This window comes from Epibacterium sp. ABZ3_068 (genome assembly GCF_056159265.1).
Map to the genome: position 1 here is coordinate 164,870 of NZ_JBSWUV010000002.1, position 16,566 is coordinate 181,435.

The 16,566-nt window shown below is 56.6% G+C and carries 17 protein-coding genes; 7 read left to right on the forward strand and 10 right to left on the reverse strand.

Annotated features, from left to right (window positions below; genetic code table 11):
• Window positions 1–82: 82 nt before the first annotated feature.
• Entirely contained in the window at window positions 83–418 is a 336-nt protein-coding gene (locus tag ACXAEW_RS20590) for a carboxymuconolactone decarboxylase family protein (RefSeq protein ID WP_474943217.1), read from the forward strand.
• Between the two features lie 194 nt (window positions 419–612).
• Window positions 613–2,352 carry an AAA-type ATPase lid domain-containing protein gene (locus tag ACXAEW_RS20595; RefSeq protein WP_474943218.1) on the forward strand — a complete coding sequence of 580 codons (1,740 nt, stop codon included), beginning with the start codon at window positions 613–615 and terminating at the stop codon, window positions 2,350–2,352.
• A 110-nt stretch (window positions 2,353–2,462) separates the two neighbouring features.
• Here ACXAEW_RS20595 and ACXAEW_RS20600 read toward each other — a convergent pair whose 3' ends face one another.
• The 10 genes from ACXAEW_RS20600 to ACXAEW_RS20645 all read right to left on the reverse strand — a co-directional run bounded on the left by ACXAEW_RS20600 (window position 2,463) and on the right by ACXAEW_RS20645 (window position 11,583).
• Window positions 2,463–4,040 (reverse strand): GMC family oxidoreductase, encoded by a 1,578-nt coding sequence (locus ACXAEW_RS20600; protein WP_474943219.1) that lies wholly within the window; start codon window positions 4,038–4,040, stop codon window positions 2,463–2,465.
• Between the two features lie 11 nt (window positions 4,041–4,051).
• Window positions 4,052–4,642 carry a hypothetical protein gene (locus tag ACXAEW_RS20605; protein ID WP_474943220.1) on the reverse strand — a complete coding sequence of 197 codons (591 nt, stop codon included), beginning with the start codon at window positions 4,640–4,642 and terminating at the stop codon, window positions 4,052–4,054.
• Between the two features lie 42 nt (window positions 4,643–4,684).
• Complete coding sequence (locus ACXAEW_RS20610) at window positions 4,685–5,386, reverse strand: lipoyl protein ligase domain-containing protein (RefSeq protein ID WP_474943221.1); 702 nt, start codon at window positions 5,384–5,386, stop codon at window positions 4,685–4,687.
• Window positions 5,383–6,069 carry a 2-oxo acid dehydrogenase subunit E2 gene (locus ACXAEW_RS20615; protein WP_474943222.1) on the reverse strand — a complete coding sequence of 229 codons (687 nt, stop codon included), beginning with the start codon at window positions 6,067–6,069 and terminating at the stop codon, window positions 5,383–5,385. Before ACXAEW_RS20615 ends, ACXAEW_RS20610 begins: the two co-directional genes overlap by 4 nt.
• A complete protein-coding gene (locus ACXAEW_RS20620; RefSeq protein ID WP_474943223.1) occupies window positions 6,066–6,299 on the reverse strand; it encodes a biotin/lipoyl-containing protein in 234 nt (77 codons plus the stop codon). The genes ACXAEW_RS20615 and ACXAEW_RS20620 overlap by 4 nt, the downstream gene beginning before the upstream one ends.
• Window positions 6,300–6,375: 76 nt before the next feature.
• Entirely contained in the window at window positions 6,376–7,401 is a 1,026-nt protein-coding gene (locus tag ACXAEW_RS20625; protein ID WP_474943224.1) for an alpha-ketoacid dehydrogenase subunit beta, read from the reverse strand.
• A 21-nt stretch (window positions 7,402–7,422) separates the two neighbouring features.
• Window positions 7,423–8,409 (reverse strand): thiamine pyrophosphate-dependent dehydrogenase E1 component subunit alpha, encoded by a 987-nt coding sequence (locus ACXAEW_RS20630; RefSeq protein ID WP_474943225.1) that lies wholly within the window; start codon window positions 8,407–8,409, stop codon window positions 7,423–7,425.
• 494 nt (window positions 8,410–8,903) lie between these two features.
• Window positions 8,904–9,653, reverse strand: coding sequence for an HpcH/HpaI aldolase family protein (locus ACXAEW_RS20635; protein WP_474943226.1), 750 nt, complete (start codon window positions 9,651–9,653; stop codon window positions 8,904–8,906).
• 18 nt (window positions 9,654–9,671) lie between these two features.
• Entirely contained in the window at window positions 9,672–10,592 is a 921-nt protein-coding gene (locus ACXAEW_RS20640; protein WP_474943227.1) for a DUF6282 family protein, read from the reverse strand.
• Window positions 10,593–10,803: 211 nt separating this feature from the next.
• Window positions 10,804–11,583 (reverse strand): IclR family transcriptional regulator, encoded by a 780-nt coding sequence (locus tag ACXAEW_RS20645; protein WP_474943228.1) that lies wholly within the window; start codon window positions 11,581–11,583, stop codon window positions 10,804–10,806.
• 226 nt (window positions 11,584–11,809) lie between these two features.
• Between ACXAEW_RS20645 and ACXAEW_RS20650 the strand changes: the two genes are divergently transcribed.
• The 5 genes from ACXAEW_RS20650 to kce all read left to right on the forward strand — a co-directional run bounded on the left by ACXAEW_RS20650 (window position 11,810) and on the right by kce (window position 16,563).
• Window positions 11,810–12,658 (forward strand): cupin domain-containing protein, encoded by an 849-nt coding sequence (locus tag ACXAEW_RS20650; protein WP_474943229.1) that lies wholly within the window; start codon window positions 11,810–11,812, stop codon window positions 12,656–12,658.
• A gap of 77 nt (window positions 12,659–12,735) precedes the next feature.
• Window positions 12,736–13,725 (forward strand): TRAP transporter substrate-binding protein, encoded by a 990-nt coding sequence (locus tag ACXAEW_RS20655; protein ID WP_474943230.1) that lies wholly within the window; start codon window positions 12,736–12,738, stop codon window positions 13,723–13,725.
• A gap of 79 nt (window positions 13,726–13,804) precedes the next feature.
• Entirely contained in the window at window positions 13,805–14,350 is a 546-nt protein-coding gene (locus ACXAEW_RS20660) for a TRAP transporter small permease (RefSeq protein ID WP_474943231.1), read from the forward strand.
• Complete coding sequence (locus tag ACXAEW_RS20665) at window positions 14,350–15,621, forward strand: TRAP transporter large permease (RefSeq protein WP_474943232.1); 1,272 nt, start codon at window positions 14,350–14,352, stop codon at window positions 15,619–15,621. The genes ACXAEW_RS20660 and ACXAEW_RS20665 overlap by 1 nt, the downstream gene beginning before the upstream one ends.
• A 12-nt stretch (window positions 15,622–15,633) precedes the next feature.
• Entirely contained in the window at window positions 15,634–16,563 is a 930-nt protein-coding gene (gene kce, locus ACXAEW_RS20670) for a 3,5-dioxohexanoate:acetyl-CoA acetone transferase (protein ID WP_474943233.1), read from the forward strand.
• Window positions 16,564–16,566: the final 3 nt, after the last annotated feature.

Consider the following 16,566-nt stretch of genomic DNA (forward strand, 5'->3'; position numbering starts at 1 on the left):
GTCTGCCCTTCACGTTAATGTTGCGGCGGAGGATATGCGGGACGGGGGAAATCCTCTCCGCATGACGGACGAGGAGGAAAGAATGTCCCACACCGAAAAAGCCGCTGCAATTGATGCGCGCGTGACAAAACTGTTCAAGGCGGCGCCGACGGTCATGACCCCATACAGCCAGTTGGTGAAAGCTGCAGCCGGAAGCGGTGCGCTGGACAGCAAGGTCAAAGAACTGATGGCGCTTGCAATATCGGTCGCAATCCGCTGCGAGGACTGTATTTTGTTTCATATGCGTGCAGCCCTGAAACACGGGGCCAGCCGAGATGAGGTGATCGAAGTCCTCTCAGTGGCGATTGAAATGGGGGGCGGACCTTCTGTGGTCTATGGCGCGCGGGCACTGGAAGCGCTGGAAGAATTGGCGGCATAAGCGCACATACTCATACGCAATTAGGTCCAGACAGGTTCTCTCCCGCGTCGCCTATCCTGATGGTGAACGCGGGGGCACGTGTGTCTGCACGGATCAGAATGTCCCAACGCAAATTGGACAAAGCGCCTGATTTCGGCGACACTCACGAAATGCGTAGACATGGCACGCTTGCCTTCAGGGAGGAGGAGTTAGGGATGCCCACGTTTTTGCAACGCAATGACATAGAGAAACTCGTTGAGACGTCCAACACACGTTGTGGCGTAAAGCATGGTCTCACATCGGCTCGTCGGTCTCCGGTTCTGCGCTTACAAAGCGCCGAGGCCGGAGTGCGGCGTGAGAAATTTTTGGATCAGGTCGGAGATGCGGCGTCTGAGTTGGATCGCTCCGTACTTCTGCCGAACCTGTCACGCTATTGCCTTCTGGTGTCGGATGCGGACGGGATCATTATTGAATCCTATGCGCCCGAAGGTCTGGAAGCGGATTTTCAACAGGCGGGTCTGGCTTTTGGCGGGGTGTGGGATGAACGTGTGGCCGGCACCAGCGGCATCAGCCTGTCGCTCAAGACCGGACGTGTGATGACAATCCGGGGACGAGACCATTTCCACCGCTGTTTCGCCAATTACGCCTGCAGTTCGGCGCCGCTGACTGATGGTCAGAACAACCTGATCGGAACAGTGACCTTGGTGGGTTCGCTCAACCGGACTGACGATGAAATCGCCCTGTGTGAACAGGCGCTGCGCCGCGCGTCACGGCAGTTGCAGACGCGACTTTTCCGCAATTTTCATGCAGATAAGATGACCGCGCGTGTCATGTCTCGTGACATGGGCAAGCAACGCAGTTTCGAAACCATGGTGGCCTGCGACGATGCCGGAGTGGTGGTATCCTACTTGCCGCTGTGGCGGGACAGTGCGCGTCCGGCTGAACATCAGGGTCTTGTTGGGCGGCATCTGTCTGATCTGCACGAGCTTGATATTTCTTTGCGCGGTCCGGCCACTGTTCCACCGCGCCGCCGGACTCGTAAGCCGGAACAACCGCAACTGGCAGCGCGTATCGACAAATCCGGATCGCTTGCGCGCCTGGTTGAGCTGGGCGGCAGCTGGCCGGTGATGGCAGATCGGGCCCGCAAACTGATTGCGCATCGGGTGCCGGTTTTGATCTGCGGTGAGCCCGGTGTCGGAAGCGAGGATTTTGCACGCGCCCTGCTCCAGGATCTGGACTATGTCTCTCCTCTTGGAGTGACGCTGGATGCAGCCTCGTCCGAGGCCAGTGCGGATTTGGCAGAAGCCTTGCACGGTATGCAGTTTTTGAACGACTATCCGGTAGATCGCATTACGCCCACCCTGATCTTGCGCAATGTTGAGAAGCTCGATCCCTCTGGGCAATCAGTTCTGGCTGCCTATCTCGCAGAAATGGAACGAGACGGGAGCCAAGGTTACCGTCGCGATCGTCCAGTGGTTTTGTGCACGGCTGGAATTTGCTGGCAAGATATCGAAGCGCGCGATGAAATCGACCGCAATCTGCTGTATTTGATGGGCCAGGCAGTTCTGGAATTGCCTGCGTTGCGGAACTGTGATCGTACCGCTGCCGTGCGGATGGTGCTGACACATGAGCATCCAAAGCCGATGGAAATTTCAGCCAAGGCACGGGAAATCCTGAATGCCTATGAGTGGCCCGGAAACCTTCGGGAGTTGCGCGCGGTGCTGCGTGAAGCCGTCATTTGCGGAAATGGGGAACGTGTGAATTCAACCGATTTGCCTCCGCGTCTGACGGCCGCGCAATCACAGAACAACCCCAAAGAAATCACCCGCCAGACCCTGCGAGAAGCTTTGAACAGCACCAATTGGAATGTATCGAAAACGGCCGTTGTTCTGGGCAAAAGCCGAGCGACAATCAACCGATGGATCGCGTCCGAAGGGTTGCAACGCCCTGAGTAGATGATACAGCCCCGCCGATTTGGCGGGGCTTTCGCTCATGCAAAGCTCCCAAAGGGAGACGGCCGGACAGATGCCCGACCGCCCCTGCGGGAGAAACTTCAAACAGGTTACTAGATGTTGCGTGCGGACATTTGACCGGCGATGTATTCCGCTTGACGGATGGCCAGGGCCACAATCGTCAATGTGGGATTACAGGCCCCGGACGAGGTGAACTGGCTGCCATCTGACACAAACAGGTTGTCGATGTCATGCGACTGACCATGCGCATTCACGACGCCTTTGTCGGCATCCGCATGCATCCGGTTGGTGCCCATATTGTGGCTCGCCGGATAGGCAGGCAGCTCGTAAACATCTGTTGCACCAACAGTTTCATAGATCTGGGCTGTTGTCTCATAGGCGTGGGACGTCAGCTCATAATCATTGTTGTGCGGGGTCTTGGATACAATGGGAACCGGCAGGCCGTGCTGATCCACCTCGGACCCGTGCAGGGTTACTCCGTTCTGCTCCTGCGCCAGATCCTCGCCGCAGATCCAAACGCCGGACATATTGGCATAATTCTCCAGTTTCGACGCAACGCTGCGGCCCCAGCCGGTGTTTCCCGGCTCCAAGAAGGCGGCCATGAAAGGCAAGCCCAGTGACAGGAATTCAAGGTAGTAGCCGCCATTGAAACCCCGCGCAGGGTTGTCATGCACCTCATCGCCGACAATGCCCGCAACCGAGGTACCACGATACATATGGACCTTTTCCGGCAGCACCGCATAGGCACCCGCTGTTGAATGGGTCATGTAGTTCTGTCCAACCTGACCGGATGAGTTCGATAAGCCGTCCGGGAACATCGAGGACGCCGAATTCAGCAACAGGCGCGGGCTTTCGATGGAGTTGCCGGCCACACAGACAATCCGCGCTTTCTGGAAGTGCTGGTTCCCGTCCTGATCTGCGTAAAGGACACCGGTCGCCTTGCCTGTTTCGTCATGCTCGATGCGCAGCGCCATGGCATTGGTGCGGATCTCACAGTTTCCGGTCTCCTCGGCACGGGGCAATTCCGTGTACATGGTGGACCATTTTGCTCCAATCGCGCAGCCCTGCATACAAAAGCCGATCTGCTGACACGCGGGGCGGTCGTCACGTTCAACCGAGTTGATTGCCATCGGGCCCGAATTGTAATCCGTACGTCCCGTACGGCGGCAACCTTCCGCCAGAACCCTGAAGCCATTGTTCCAGGGCAGATGCGGCATGCCGGTCGTCTTGCCGGTCACACCCATTTTCAACTCGGCCTTTTCATACCACGGTGTCATTTCTTCCAGAGACACAGGCCAGTCTTCGACATTTGCTCCGGTGACCGCACCGTAGGTGCTGCGAGTCTTGAACTCATACTCGCGGAACCGCAGGGAGACGCCGGCCCAGTGGACGGTTGACCCGCCATAGCCTTTGACAATCCATGCCGGCAGGTTCGGGTGGTTCACAGACCCGTGCCAGCCCCCGCCAGAGTGACGTTTGTCGAGCCAGGAGATCTTGTTGAACATCGCCCATTCATCATTTTCGATGTCGCTCAGATCCCAGCGATTGCCTGCTTCCAGAATGACGGATTTTATCCCCTTTTGCGCCAGTTCATTGGCCAGGGTGCCCCCGCCGGCACCAGAGCCGACAATGACAACAACGGAATCGTCGTTCAGGTCAAATTGTGTCATCAGTCTTCTCCTTAACTTTGTACGTCGGCCAGGCGTTCCTCGAGCGAGGGACCTTGGGGCACAAATGTGATGTCAGAGAAGCCGCGATCGATGTAACCACCATGTTCGACGGAAGAGCCTTCATAACCAAACAGCGGCCAGATGTCCTTGTTGTCGTAGATGGCAAAATAGGCGGTCCAGCGGACAGATTGGAAAAAGCCTTCCCCTTCAAACGCGCGCAGAATGCCTTCGCGCGCGTCTGGATCTTCGATCTTGGTGTAGGATGTCCCAAACAGCGCCTGTGCCTGTTCTTCGACCCGCGCCAGACCGTCGTTCAGCATCTGTGTCGCGTCTGCATCATCGGCCGCATTGTTTGCGATACTCGTGGCAATGGCCTGGTAATGGCCGATGCTCAGCAGGCCCGGATGTGGGTAAATATCCTGCACCATCTGCAACAATTGTCCGGCCTGGCCGGCATCCAATGTGCCAGCAGCCAGCGCGCCACCGCCCAGCATGGCGCTGGTGGTCACACCTGCCATTGTAGTGGTCATCAGGAACATTCGACGGCTCATGGCCGCGCGGTCTTGCGGTTGATCTTTCAACCGATGAAACCGGATTGTCATTTTCTCTCCTCCCTAGGAATTATGGGTACTGATATGAGACGTTCAGGCCGCCTCTTGTTTTTTCTGAGCCAAAGCCTTCAGACGGTCCTCCCCCGCCCGAGCCAACGCGCCCAGAAAATTCGTTAAGTGCATCTTTGGTGGCAAAACCTCCTTGAGTGTGATGTGGGCTTGGGCCCGAATGCCCTCGGTGTCAGGAAAAGCCGCACGATGTAGCGCGTCCATTACGGGCCAGGCCAGATGGGCAGGTTGCTCTGCAAGAAGTGCCGCATGGATCAGAGCAACAGGTCCTTGTGGAGTTGACCGCCAACGTTGCGCTGTGCCGACCAGTTTGCGGTCCTGCGCCAGCACGTTCCAATCGCCATCGCAAAAGGCGCTACGACATGGACCGGCGGTATTTGGCACCTCAAAGCGGGTGAGTGCCTCGCTCAGACTGCCACAAATCAGCCGATACCCATCTTCGAGGGTAAAACCTGTCGGGCAGGGTAAAATCATCGAAAAGTTGATGGTGCTGGGTCCCTGCGGGACAATGCCGCCTCCGGTGTGGCGCGGTTCCAATGGCCAGCCTGTCAGGGCAGCAGCTCTGGCCCGTTCCTTGACCGAAGGACGCTCCACGATCGCGCGCGGCATGACCAAAGCAGGGGCATCCGCCTGCCATAACAGCATCGCAGGCTTGCCCTGTTCCAGCAACGCCATCTCGCGTGAGATCCCATCGGCGGCGGTTTTGAAACGGGCCAACAGCATCATTCAAACGTTTCAATTGTTGCGCAGAGCGCGGTCAGGAAGTCGGCAGCCGGAGCACCGTCAATCGCACGGTGATCAAAGGTCAGGGACAGGCCGGCCATCGGCCGGATTGCTATCCCGTCACCCTCCGGCACAACGGTGTCGACACTGCGCCCTACTCCAAGAATACCGATCTGCGGCGTGTTCAGGATCGGCGTGAACTGTTCCACCCGGCTGAGCCCCAGATTAGAGACAGTAAACGTCCCTCCGGTCATTTCCGTGACCGTCAGCTTGTTTGTGCGGGCCCGTTCTGCCAGATCCCGGCGGGCCGCCCGCAATTCCGGCAGCGACAGTTTGTCAGCGCCAAAGATCGCCGGTGCGGCCAAGAGATTGCCCGGCAGCGCGATGGCCACACAAAGATCGACGCCCTCGGCCAGGTGGACTTCGCGGCCAGAGAGGGTGCCGTTGATGTCCTTGTGCTGCAAAAGGGTGCGGACAACAGCGCCCATCAGCAGATCCTCGACCGAGAGCGCGACGCCCTCTTCCTTGTAGCGGACCTTGGCCGCCAGAAGAGCGCTCATATCTACCCGCGCGTGGTGGGTCAGCTGTGCCGCGCCCTGAAGCGATGCCAGCATTTTGTCAGCAATCATGCCGCGGGCGCCGCGCAGCGGGACGACGCGCCCCGATGTGGTGGCCGTCGCGCTCATGAGATTGCCCCGATCACGTCACCTTTGGCCGCAACGGCATCTTGGTCCTTGGCAATTGCCAAAGTGCCAGAGGCAGGCGCTGTGATCTCATATTGTACCTTTGCGGTCATAATTTCCGCAATCAGCGCACCTTCTGCAACTATTGCGCCTTCGCTGGCCAGCCATGCGGTGATGACGCATTCATCGTCACCATCCCAAAGGTCTGCGGGTATGATAATATCGGTTGCCATCAAGCATATCCTTCTTGTGCGTCCCCCGGGAGCCCCCCGGAGGAACAATGGTCTACTGTTGAAAATGAGGTGTGGATCAGGCGTCCACGGTGCCTTTGCAAAGCTCAAGTGCCGCAGCCACAATCTTGTCCTGATTGGGCAGGCAGTATTGCTCCATCACACGGGCAAACGGGATCGGAACATCGGGGTAAGCAATCCGTTTCGGTGGAGCCTTGAGGTCCGACAGGTTGCTTTCGGTCACGGTTGCAATGATTTCGCCGGACATCCCATAGCTGTGATAATCTTCATCCACCACGATCAGGCGGCCCGTTTTGGCAACACTTGCGCGGATCGTTTCTCGATCCAGTGGAACCAGAGACCGCAGGTCGACCACTTCGGCGCTGATCCCTTGGGCCTCCAGCTGATCGGCCGCCTTCAAAGCGTGATGCACACCCTGCGCAATCGACACAACAGTCACATCACGCCCTTGTCGGGCAATTGAGGCCTTGCCGATTTCGACCAGATAGGGCTCTTCTGGCACGTGGTTGATCGCGCCTTTTTCAGTGCCCAGCCAACCCATACCCTGCAACCCTTTGTGGTACATATAAATTACCGGGTTCGTATCGCGAATGGCGGCCGTCATCAGCCCCTTTGCGTCATAAGCGTTTGAGGGGCTGACCACTTTCATACCCGGCAGGTGAGCAAAAGTGCCATAAAGACATTGCGAATGCTGCCCGGCATCCGAGTAGCCGCCACCGGTTGAAGTCATCAGAACCATCGGAACGTTGAATTTCCCGCCCGAAAAATAGGTATTCTTGGCCATCAGATTGTAGATCGCATCAAAGCAAACGCCGAAGAAATCGACAAACATCAGCTCTACAATCGGGCGCATCCCGTCCTGAGCCGCACCAACGGCTGCGCCAATGAAACCCGTTTCTGAGATCGGCGTGTCGCGGATCCGGTCCTTGCCGAACTCCTCCGCCAGACCACGCGTATTGCCAAATACGCCGCCAAGATCGGCAACGTCTTCCCCCATCACAAAGACAGTCGGGTCCAGATGCATTTCCTGTGCAGTGGCTTCGGCCATGGCGCGGGCAATTGTCAGTTTGCGTTCATTTTCCATTATTTTTCCTCCCTCGGACGTTCAGGCAAAAACCGTGCTCAGCGCATCGGTAGGCGCCGGATCCGGGCTGCTGCGGGCAAAGGCGATGGCCGTTTCGACGGCAGCGTTGGCCTTGGCCTCGAACTGGTCAACTTCGGCTGCAGTAAATGTGCCTTCGTCAATCAGCATCTGGCGCATTTTGGGGATTGGATCCTTGGAGAAGAGCGCGTCTTTCTCACCATCCGGGCGGTAACCTTCGGCGTCGCCCATAAAGTGTCCGGCCAGACGGTAGGTCTCTACCTCGATCAAGGTCGGCCCCTGCCCTGCCCGCGCCCGTTCGATGGCCTCACCTGCTACATCATAGATCTTGAGCGGGTCGTTGCCGGACACGTAGCGTCCCGGAATGCCATAGGCGGCTGCACGGTCGGCATTGCACTCGATCGCCGTTGACGCCTCTTTGGAAACCGAAATCCCCCAGGCGTTATCCTCGATCACCACCACCAGCGGGAGGTTCCAAACGGCGGCCAGGTTCAGTGTCTCGTGGAACGCCCCTTGGTTTGCGGCGCCTTCGCCAATGAAAGCTACAGCAACTCCCGGTTTACCTTGGATCTTGCGAGACAAGGCCGCGCCTGCGGCAGGCGCCATGCCTTGGGCGATGATACCAGAACAGGCAAAGTTCACATCCGCATCAAAGATATGCATGTGACCGCCGCGCCCGCCGGACAGGCCGGTCGCCTTGCCAAAGATCTCTGCCGCCATCTTGTTCAGGTCGACGCCCTTGGCGATAGCTTGATGATGTGGGCGGTGAGTAGCAGTTACGATATCTTCCGGCTTGAGATGGGCGCAAACGCCCACGGCAACCGGCTCTTGGCCGTTGGACAGGTGCATTTCGCCGGGAATTGGACCGTCGGCCATATTAAAGACCGGCGTCTTGCCTTCCATATAGATTTTCTCGATCTCGATCTCGAACTGACGGCTTGTGACCATCTTTTCGTACATCCATGCGAGCGTCTCTTTGGATCGTGTCATGTGTTCCTCCCATGTTTCGTACCTATGCTAGGAGGAAGATCAGGCAGAGTGGAATGCTGATGTTTTAGGCAAACTGAAAACGCTGAAAACTGTCTCGAATTGGCTAAAATGAGACACGGGTTGCGTCACTTTTTCCAAATGGAAGGCGAGTTCTTTTAATGATAATAAAGCAGAGGTGCCCTATGGGATATCAGGTAAATTATTGATATAGTGTAATAAATTTACTGTCTTTCGCTTGGTTTGCGTATTTTATAGATTCGATCAGAACACGAATCGATGATCAAAATTTAGATTTTTTGAATGTGTTGATGCCAGCATGTCATGCTGAAGCACTGGATCACGCACATCATCCCGACAAGGAGCTGAAAGCAAAGGTCCGACCTGTGTCTCTTTGCGATTTGTTATCTCTCCTGGATGGCAAATTGGCCCCCGGAAAGGCCCAGACGGAGTGATGTGCTCTTGGCAGTCCGAGCCAGCCGTCTGGCTCAGATCTGTCAATTCTTTGCGGCAGTGATCTGCATCGCGGCTTTCCGCAGCATGGCTTGGTCAGAACCACAAACAAAGACCGTCACACCTTTGCTATGCCATTTTTTGATCTGGGCAGCGTCTCCCACAAAAAGACCTACGGCCACACCTGCTTTTTGCCCGGCCGAAATGATGCGATCAATTGCATCGTCCAATTCCTGTGATGGAAAGGCGACCCCCAGCGATTGGGACAGATCAGCCGGGCCGATAAACATAAGGTCGACATCATCAATGGCCGCTATGTCATCCAGATGATCGAGCGCAGTTGCGTCTTCGATCTGAACACAGACCACGCTGTTGGCATCAGAGGCTGCCTTGTATTCCGCAATATTCATCCCGCCGTAATCTCCGGCGCGTGGAGACGGGGACAGACCTCGTTTGTTCCGGCCAAACCGGACGGCGTCGCATACCGCGCCAGCCCCTGCTGCGTCCAGAACATGGGGCACCATCACACCCGTGAGACCAAGATCAAGCAAGGGCGCGATCCAGTCTGGATCGGCCCCCCAACGCCGGGACAACAGAGGCAATCCAATAGCTTTTCCCGCCAATGCCATCATATCCATATGGCCAAGGTCTATCGGTGCATGTTCCTGATCTATCACGGCAAAGTCCAACCCAGCGTGGCCAATGATTTCAACGTTCTGTGGCGCAGGTGTTTTGACAAATGTTCCCACCAAAAGCTCTTTGGCGCGGATACGGCTGCGAAAATTTCTTGTCATATTCTCGGGTTCCTGTTCCTAGCCTGTCAAACCGATCACGTCAGCGGCATTGCTGGCCACCATCTGTCGAATGTCGTCGTCGCCGTAACCAAGCGCTAAACAGGTCGCAACGCCACGCTGAAAGCCTTCCAGAGGGCTAAGCGTTCCGACCTGCCCCAAGTCAGAGCACAAGATCGTTTTCTCAGGGCCAACAAGATCAATAAATGCCCGCAGGTCTTCATTGTTGCGGGTGCGGAACTTGGAGCCTTCAAGGAAAAACGCAAGCGAGTGCTCCACATAGGCACCCAATGCTGCGATTTCCTGAGTGTCTTCGAGCGAAGCGCCAACGATGTCTTCGGGGTGGGTGAAAATCAGCCGTTTAACACCACGCTTCTTTGCTTCGGCAAACACAATCTTGGTCTCGGACACATGGATATGCCCGCTGGCCAGCGCCATTCCGGTGGCCGCCATGACATCCAGAACATCCAGAACCTCTGGCAGCAGCTTGTCGCCGTCAAACAGGGGCACGGCAGAAGCAGGGCGCATTTTCTGGGTTGAAGCAGGATGCGCCCAGCCGGAGTCTTTCTCCCACTTCAGGTGGTTTTCGGCGGCTAAGGTCGGCAGCCAAACAATCCGCCCGTTCATCGCTGCGGTATGTTCTACGGCATAAGGGTTGATCCCGCCGACCACATTGTTGAGCACCAGGCCGGAAAACAGCTGGGTTGTCAGTTCAGGATGGTGATCACGCAGCATCCGGGCGCACATTACACCGGAATAGTCATGATCCTTTGACACCATCGCTGCAAAACCTGCATCCGAATAGATACGGGCTTGTTGCAGGTGGTCCACAGCACGTGGGGCAATGGACGGTCCACTGTGCACATGGGGATCAACGGCCCCCTTTAGAATTTCCGCAATCCGGTCTGCTTCAGTTGCTTCGATGGCTTGGACGTCGGTCATTGCAGCCCTCCCTTTTGCTCGCCTAATGTTTCGCCATACAGATCATCGTTCTGTTTTGTGGAACGTGCTCCCTTTGGTACAGGGTTCAAAACCGCACTGTCAAGACACCGGGATCTGCAGAACAGACAGGGAAAGTTGGAGCAGCAAAAGCCCTAAGCCCGCTCAGCCCAAGGGCTGGCAGGCACATTTGGAATCGCACAAACGCTTGTTTTTAGGGGCGATACCCCAGATCAGCAGAGATCAGAGCCGCGGCTTCTTGAACGGCTTGGATTTGCTCTGGCTGGGGCGGTGTTTCAATATACTGGGTCAAGCTGACAAGCGCCACAGTGGCCACGGGGTCTTGGTCCGCATTGAAGATCACGCAGGCCAGTGCGTTCAATCCCAACATCGTCTCGTTCGGAGCTGTTGCCCACCCCTGTTCGGCGACAGTGGCAATGTGATCGGAAAATTCCTGAGGATCTGTAATCGTAAATTCGGTTGCTGCCGTCAGCGTCGCGGGAATCAGCTCCTGTCGTTTGGCCGACTCCATAGCAGCCAGCGCGACCTTGCCCTGTGCCGAATTGGAAAAGCCCAACAAGGATCCCGGGCGCACGCCAACTTCAATCTGCATATTGCCATGCAGCGTGTTCAGAATACGGATTCCCTGATCCTCGATTTGCCCAAGGCTCACGGCCTGCCCGGTGAGATCCCGCAGGTGTTTCATATGGGGTTGCGCAACAGACGGCAGATCCGCCGAACCCGAGGCCGCCTGTCCAAGGGCAATCAAACGCGAACCGATACGGTAGCGCTCCGTTTGGTCAGATTGCGAAATATAACCAAGATTCAATAGGGTTCGCAGATGTCTGTGGATGCGGCTTTTGGTGGTGCCAAGCGCCTTTGCCAAGGCGGTGACCCCGATGTCGCCAGGCGCATTGGCGAGCGTTTCCAGCACCTGCAATGCCATCGCGACACTTTGGATGGTTTCACTTTTTTCTGGGCTGTCTGCCGCCATGGGGTCTCCTCTCGTTGAATCGCCGCCGCACAAACTGCGCGACGCAACGCAAACACGCAATGCTTGACAGCAACATCTTTGCGTATTTATGTTCCGATTAAAAGAACAATGTTACGCTATGCGAAACATTTCAAACTCGGAGGAGCCCGTCCATGCGGGCAGCTTGAACGCAATGTATGACAAATCTGATCCCCGCGCGTCACTCACCTCGACAAAAAGCGGCAGCATGTTGTCTCAAACCGGCCTAGTCACCGATCCGCAGATCGGCTGTTTTTATGAAAGTGATCCCCAGGTCATCGACCCTACAGGGCGCACATGGCTGCAGCGCGGACATAATTTCCTGATCGCCTATACCGAGGCCGAAGCAGGGGCTGAATTTCACCGAAATGGGCAAGCCGATGAATACTGTGTTCTGCTGCCCGAAACAGGTGCCGTGATTGCGTGGAACGGATCGACGTCGGTGGTTGCGGGAAACTCTATTGCTTTTATTCCGCCAGGAGACAGCGCCGTAACCCTGCCGGACGGCGGTGTTTTGGTGCGCCTGTTCTCAACCGACAACACGGATCTGGCCGAAGCCTGCGCAAATGCCCGGAGCTATGATCAACCACGTTCACATATCCCGCCGTTCAAACCTTGGCCGTTGCCGAAAGGCGGATGGAAAATTCGAACCTATTCGTTGGACGTGACGCCCGAAGCAGGGCGATTTGGACGAATTTTCCGCTGTACGACGTTGATGGTCAATGTTTTGGACCCGTTTGACGGGCCTCGTGATCCGTCCAAGATGTCCCCGCACCACCACGATGATTTTGAGCAGGGTTCACTCGCATTGGGTGGGACTTTCACCCACTATCTGCGCTGGAACTGGACAAGTGACATGGCGGATTGGCGCGAGGATCAGGCCCTCGAGATGGGATCACCGTCAATGTTGGTGATCCCGCCACCGGTGATCCATACCACACGGGCCACCGGCAAGGGCGTGAATACGCTGGTCGACATTTTTAGCCCCCCCCGCGAGGACTTCTCGCTGAAACCGGGGTGGGTTCTGAACGCGGAAGACTATCCAATGCCCGATTAGTCCGGGTCATTCCCCGAGGTGGACCAAAGCTGGAGTTGTACCGGCCTCGGGATTTTCGAATTTGGGAGGAGAAACCAATGATCACAAGACGGACGCTGCTGCGCGCCAGCGCTGCCATGAGTGCGACGCTGGCCATGCCACATGTTGCACGCGCAAAGGCCAAGAAACTGCGCATCGCGCATGGTGCAAACGAGGTTCACCCGGGCCATCGTTTGGCCACCAGCTTTGCCGAAGCGCTCGAAGAGCTGATGCCGGGTGCTTTTAACACCCAGATTTTCCCGAACCGTCAGCTGGGTAGCGACAAACAGCTTTTGGAAGGAACGGTTGCAGGGACCATGGATGTGACGGCCGTGTCAGGTGTTCTGATCCCGCTGGTAACGGGACGACAGGGCATGAATGCATGGCAATTGCCGTTCCTGGTTCGGGACTACGACCATTTTGGTGAACTGTCTCTTGGCTATGTCGGACAACAGATTCAGGAAGATCTGCGCGCGGCTGGTTTAAAGGCGTTGGCCACGGCCGACACGGGGCAGCGTCATTTCCTGTCGGTAAACAAATCAGTCGCTCAGATTTCCGATTTTTCGGGCCTTAAAACGCGGATCGTTCCGGTGCCGTTGCACAAGGAAATCTGGGAGACCTTGGGCACATCACCTGTTGGCCTTCCCTATGGTGAGATCTACGGAGCGCTGGAAACCGGGGTGATTGACGCGGTTGAAATCAACGTTTCTTCGATGCTGGGTGAAAACCTTTGGGAAGTGGGCAAGAACTTCACACTGACCGGCCACTACCCCTGGCATATGGTTACAGTTATGTCGGATCGCTACTGGTCTGGCCTGAATGAAGAAGAACAGGCGGTTGTCACCGAAGCCGGTCGTCGCTCTGTTTCGGCAACGCTTGACTACGCCAAGACACAGGATGCCGAAGGCCGCGCAACCCTTGCTGCAAAAGGTGTGGAGATTGTCGAATTGGCGGATCTGTCCCAGATGCGGGCGAATGTGGCTGAGCTGACCTCGAATTGGGCAGCCAAGGACCCGCTGATCAGTGAGCTGATTTCCGCCGCGGGTTAAACCGCATGGGTGACAGCCACTTTCCCCGCGCCTCCTCTCCCGTTGCGCGGGGACAATTACCGAAGAAAGGCAGGCCGACGTGACCGTCGAAACAAACAAACTCCTTGGCCTGGTGCGAGGGTACGTCAAGGTCGTGCGCACGCTTGCGGGCCTATGCATGGCCCTGATTGTCGGGATTATGATCGCGCAGGTCTTTGCCCGTTATGTGTTGGGCGACTCCTTGATCTGGGCCGAAGAGCTGTGCCGCTACTTACTGATCTGGCAAACCTTTCTGGTTCTGGGCCTTGCCTATTCCAAGGGAGAATTTGTGACGCTGGATTTCCTGCCCGGCCATCTGCCACCGCGTGGCCGCTGGATCCTGCGGGCGGTGATGGCGGTGCCGATCCTCGGCTTTCTGGGGCTGATGGCATGGCATGGTTACGACTTTGCCTCCCGTTTTGATCGTCAGACCATTCCGGCACTCGACTTCATCTGGGAAAGCCTGACAGGCGGGCCATTGGGTCTGTCGATCCGCTATGTCTATGTCTCGGTCACTGTGGGCCTTGTGTTGATGGCGCTCCATGTGATTGCGGATCTGGTCGCCCATTTCCGCCTGCAACTTCTGAACAATAAAGAGCTCGACTGATGGGTAGTTTCTTCCTGATTTTTGCGGGCCTCCTGACCAGCGGCATCCCGATTGCACTGGCGTTGGGGATCGGCGGCACTGCCTATCTGTACCTCTCCGGAAACGGCATGATGGCGTTGATGTTGCCGCAGCGGATGATTGCGGGGATCGACCAGTTCGTATTGCTGACAATCCCATTGTTTCTTTTGGCTGGTTCATTGATGAACGTTGGGGGTGTGACTGACCGGATTGTCAATTTTGCCCGCGCCATGGTCGGCCACCGCCGCGGCGGTATGTCCTCTGTATCGATCCTGTCATCTGGCTTCTTTGCAGGCATCTCCGGCAGCGCAACGGCAGAGGCCTCGGCCCTTGGCACAATCCTGATCCCGACGATGTCCCGTCAGGGCATGCCTTCAGCCTATGCGGCCGCATTGATTGCTGTCAGCTCGGTCATGGGGCCAATCATCCCGCCGTCGATCACCATGATCATCTATGGTGTTCTTTCCGGGGCTTCGATTGGACAATTGTTTCTGGCCGGCGTTGTTCCCGGTATTGCAATCGCCGCAGGGCTTTTGACTTATGCCAGTTGGCGGGCTCGGCGCGACGGCTTCCCGGTGACCGAGAAAATGGATCTTCGCGCCCGTCTGACCGCGACCAAGCGCACATTGCCGGCTCTGATCCTGCCCCTTATCATTCTGGTTGGTATCAAGGCCGGGATCTTCACCCCGACCGAGGCCGCAGCCGTGGCCGTGGCCTATGCTTTGGTGATCGGATTTATCTACCGCGATCTGACGGTTGAACGGGTCTGGAACGCGCTTATCGCAACGGCACTGGTGTCGGCCTCGATCCTCTTCATTACGTCAATGGCCAGCATCGTCTCCTTTGTTTTCACCCTGGAGCAGGTGCCAACACTGATCGCAGAGATGATGCTGGAGATAACCGAAAACCCCTGGCTGATCCTGCTGCTTTTGAACCTCTTTCTACTGGTCTTGGGCATGTTTCTGGAACCGATTTCGATCCTGATTCTCACCATGCCGATCCTGCTAAAGATCCAGGCAATCATCGGAATGGACCCGGTTCAGTTCGGTACGGTTGTTGTTCTGAATGTTGTGATCGGTATGGCGACACCGCCGGTGGGCATCTTGCTCTTTATTACATCGGCCATTTCCGGCGAACCGGTCACGCGGGTCATCCGCGAGGCTTTGCCTCTGGTCGGGATATGCCTGGGCGTATTGGCCTTGATCGCGCTGGTACCGCCACTCACACTCTTCATACCTCGTTCTCTCTTCTAGGAGCCTATAGCAATGGCGAACCGAAAAATCATTATCACCTGCGCGGTGACCGGTGGAATCCACACGCCAACGATGTCGCCGCATTTGCCCATAACGGCCAGTGAGATTGCCGATGCCTCGCTTGCAGCACGAGAGGCCGGTGCCTCGATCGTACATCTGCATGCGCGTGATCCTGAGACGGGCAAACCGGATCAATCGCCCGAGCGGTTCGAACCTTTCCTCAAAGTGATCAAACAGCGTTCAGATGTGGTGATCAATATCACCACAGGCGGCTCTCCACAGATGAGCGTAGAAGAGCGGCTGCGCCCGGCTGCGGCGTTCCAGCCCGAGATCGCATCGCTGAATATGGGGTCGATGAATTTTGGCTTCTATCCCCTGCTCGACAAGATGAAAGAGTTCAAATTCGACTGGGAGGAAGACTTTATCGAAGGGTCGCGTTCGCGGATTTTCCACAACAGTTTTGCCGAAATCGAGAAGATCCTGCGCACTTGCGGCGACAGTGGCACCCGGTTTGAGGTCGAATGCTACGACATCGGGCATCTTTATACGCTCAACCATTTTGTTCAGCGCGGCTTGGTCAAGCCGCCGTTCTTTGTCCAAAGCGTCTTTGGTATTTTGGGCGGTATCGGCGCGCACCCCGAAGACGTGGCCCATATGCGCCGGACGGCAGACCGCCTGTTCGGTGACAAATACCATTGGTCGGTTCTGGGAGCAGGCAAACATCAGATGCCTCTGGCAATGCAATCGCTTCTTCTGGGCGGGAACATCCGCGTGGGTCTGGAAGATTCACTCTTTGCGCGCAAAGGCCAACTGGCCGTCAGCAATGCACAACAGGTGTCCCTGGCACGTGAGATGGTCGAACACTTGGGGTATGAGGTAGCAACACCAGATGAGGCGCGCGAGATGCTGGACCTTAAAGGTGCGGATAAGGTCGCGTTCTAAGCC

Coding starts and splice junctions, on each gene's coding strand:
- ACXAEW_RS20590 (WP_474943217.1), top strand. CDS start 83: ATGTCCCACACCGAAAAAGCCGCTGCAATTGATGCGCGCGTGACAAAA.
- ACXAEW_RS20595 (WP_474943218.1), top strand. CDS start 613: ATGCCCACGTTTTTGCAACGCAATGACATAGAGAAACTCGTTGAGACG.
- ACXAEW_RS20600 (WP_474943219.1), bottom strand. CDS start 4,040: ATGACACAATTTGACCTGAACGACGATTCCGTTGTTGTCATTGTCGGC.
- ACXAEW_RS20605 (WP_474943220.1), bottom strand. CDS start 4,642: ATGACAATCCGGTTTCATCGGTTGAAAGATCAACCGCAAGACCGCGCG.
- ACXAEW_RS20610 (WP_474943221.1), bottom strand. CDS start 5,386: ATGATGCTGTTGGCCCGTTTCAAAACCGCCGCCGATGGGATCTCACGC.
- ACXAEW_RS20615 (WP_474943222.1), bottom strand. CDS start 6,069: ATGAGCGCGACGGCCACCACATCGGGGCGCGTCGTCCCGCTGCGCGGC.
- ACXAEW_RS20620 (WP_474943223.1), bottom strand. CDS start 6,299: ATGGCAACCGATATTATCATACCCGCAGACCTTTGGGATGGTGACGAT.
- ACXAEW_RS20625 (WP_474943224.1), bottom strand. CDS start 7,401: ATGGAAAATGAACGCAAACTGACAATTGCCCGCGCCATGGCCGAAGCC.
- ACXAEW_RS20630 (WP_474943225.1), bottom strand. CDS start 8,409: ATGACACGATCCAAAGAGACGCTCGCATGGATGTACGAAAAGATGGTC.
- ACXAEW_RS20635 (WP_474943226.1), bottom strand. CDS start 9,653: ATGACAAGAAATTTTCGCAGCCGTATCCGCGCCAAAGAGCTTTTGGTG.
- ACXAEW_RS20640 (WP_474943227.1), bottom strand. CDS start 10,592: ATGACCGACGTCCAAGCCATCGAAGCAACTGAAGCAGACCGGATTGCG.
- ACXAEW_RS20645 (WP_474943228.1), bottom strand. CDS start 11,583: ATGGCGGCAGACAGCCCAGAAAAAAGTGAAACCATCCAAAGTGTCGCG.
- ACXAEW_RS20650 (WP_474943229.1), top strand. CDS start 11,810: ATGTTGTCTCAAACCGGCCTAGTCACCGATCCGCAGATCGGCTGTTTT.
- ACXAEW_RS20655 (WP_474943230.1), top strand. CDS start 12,736: ATGATCACAAGACGGACGCTGCTGCGCGCCAGCGCTGCCATGAGTGCG.
- ACXAEW_RS20665 (WP_474943232.1), top strand. CDS start 14,350: ATGGGTAGTTTCTTCCTGATTTTTGCGGGCCTCCTGACCAGCGGCATC.
- kce (WP_474943233.1), top strand. CDS start 15,634: ATGGCGAACCGAAAAATCATTATCACCTGCGCGGTGACCGGTGGAATC.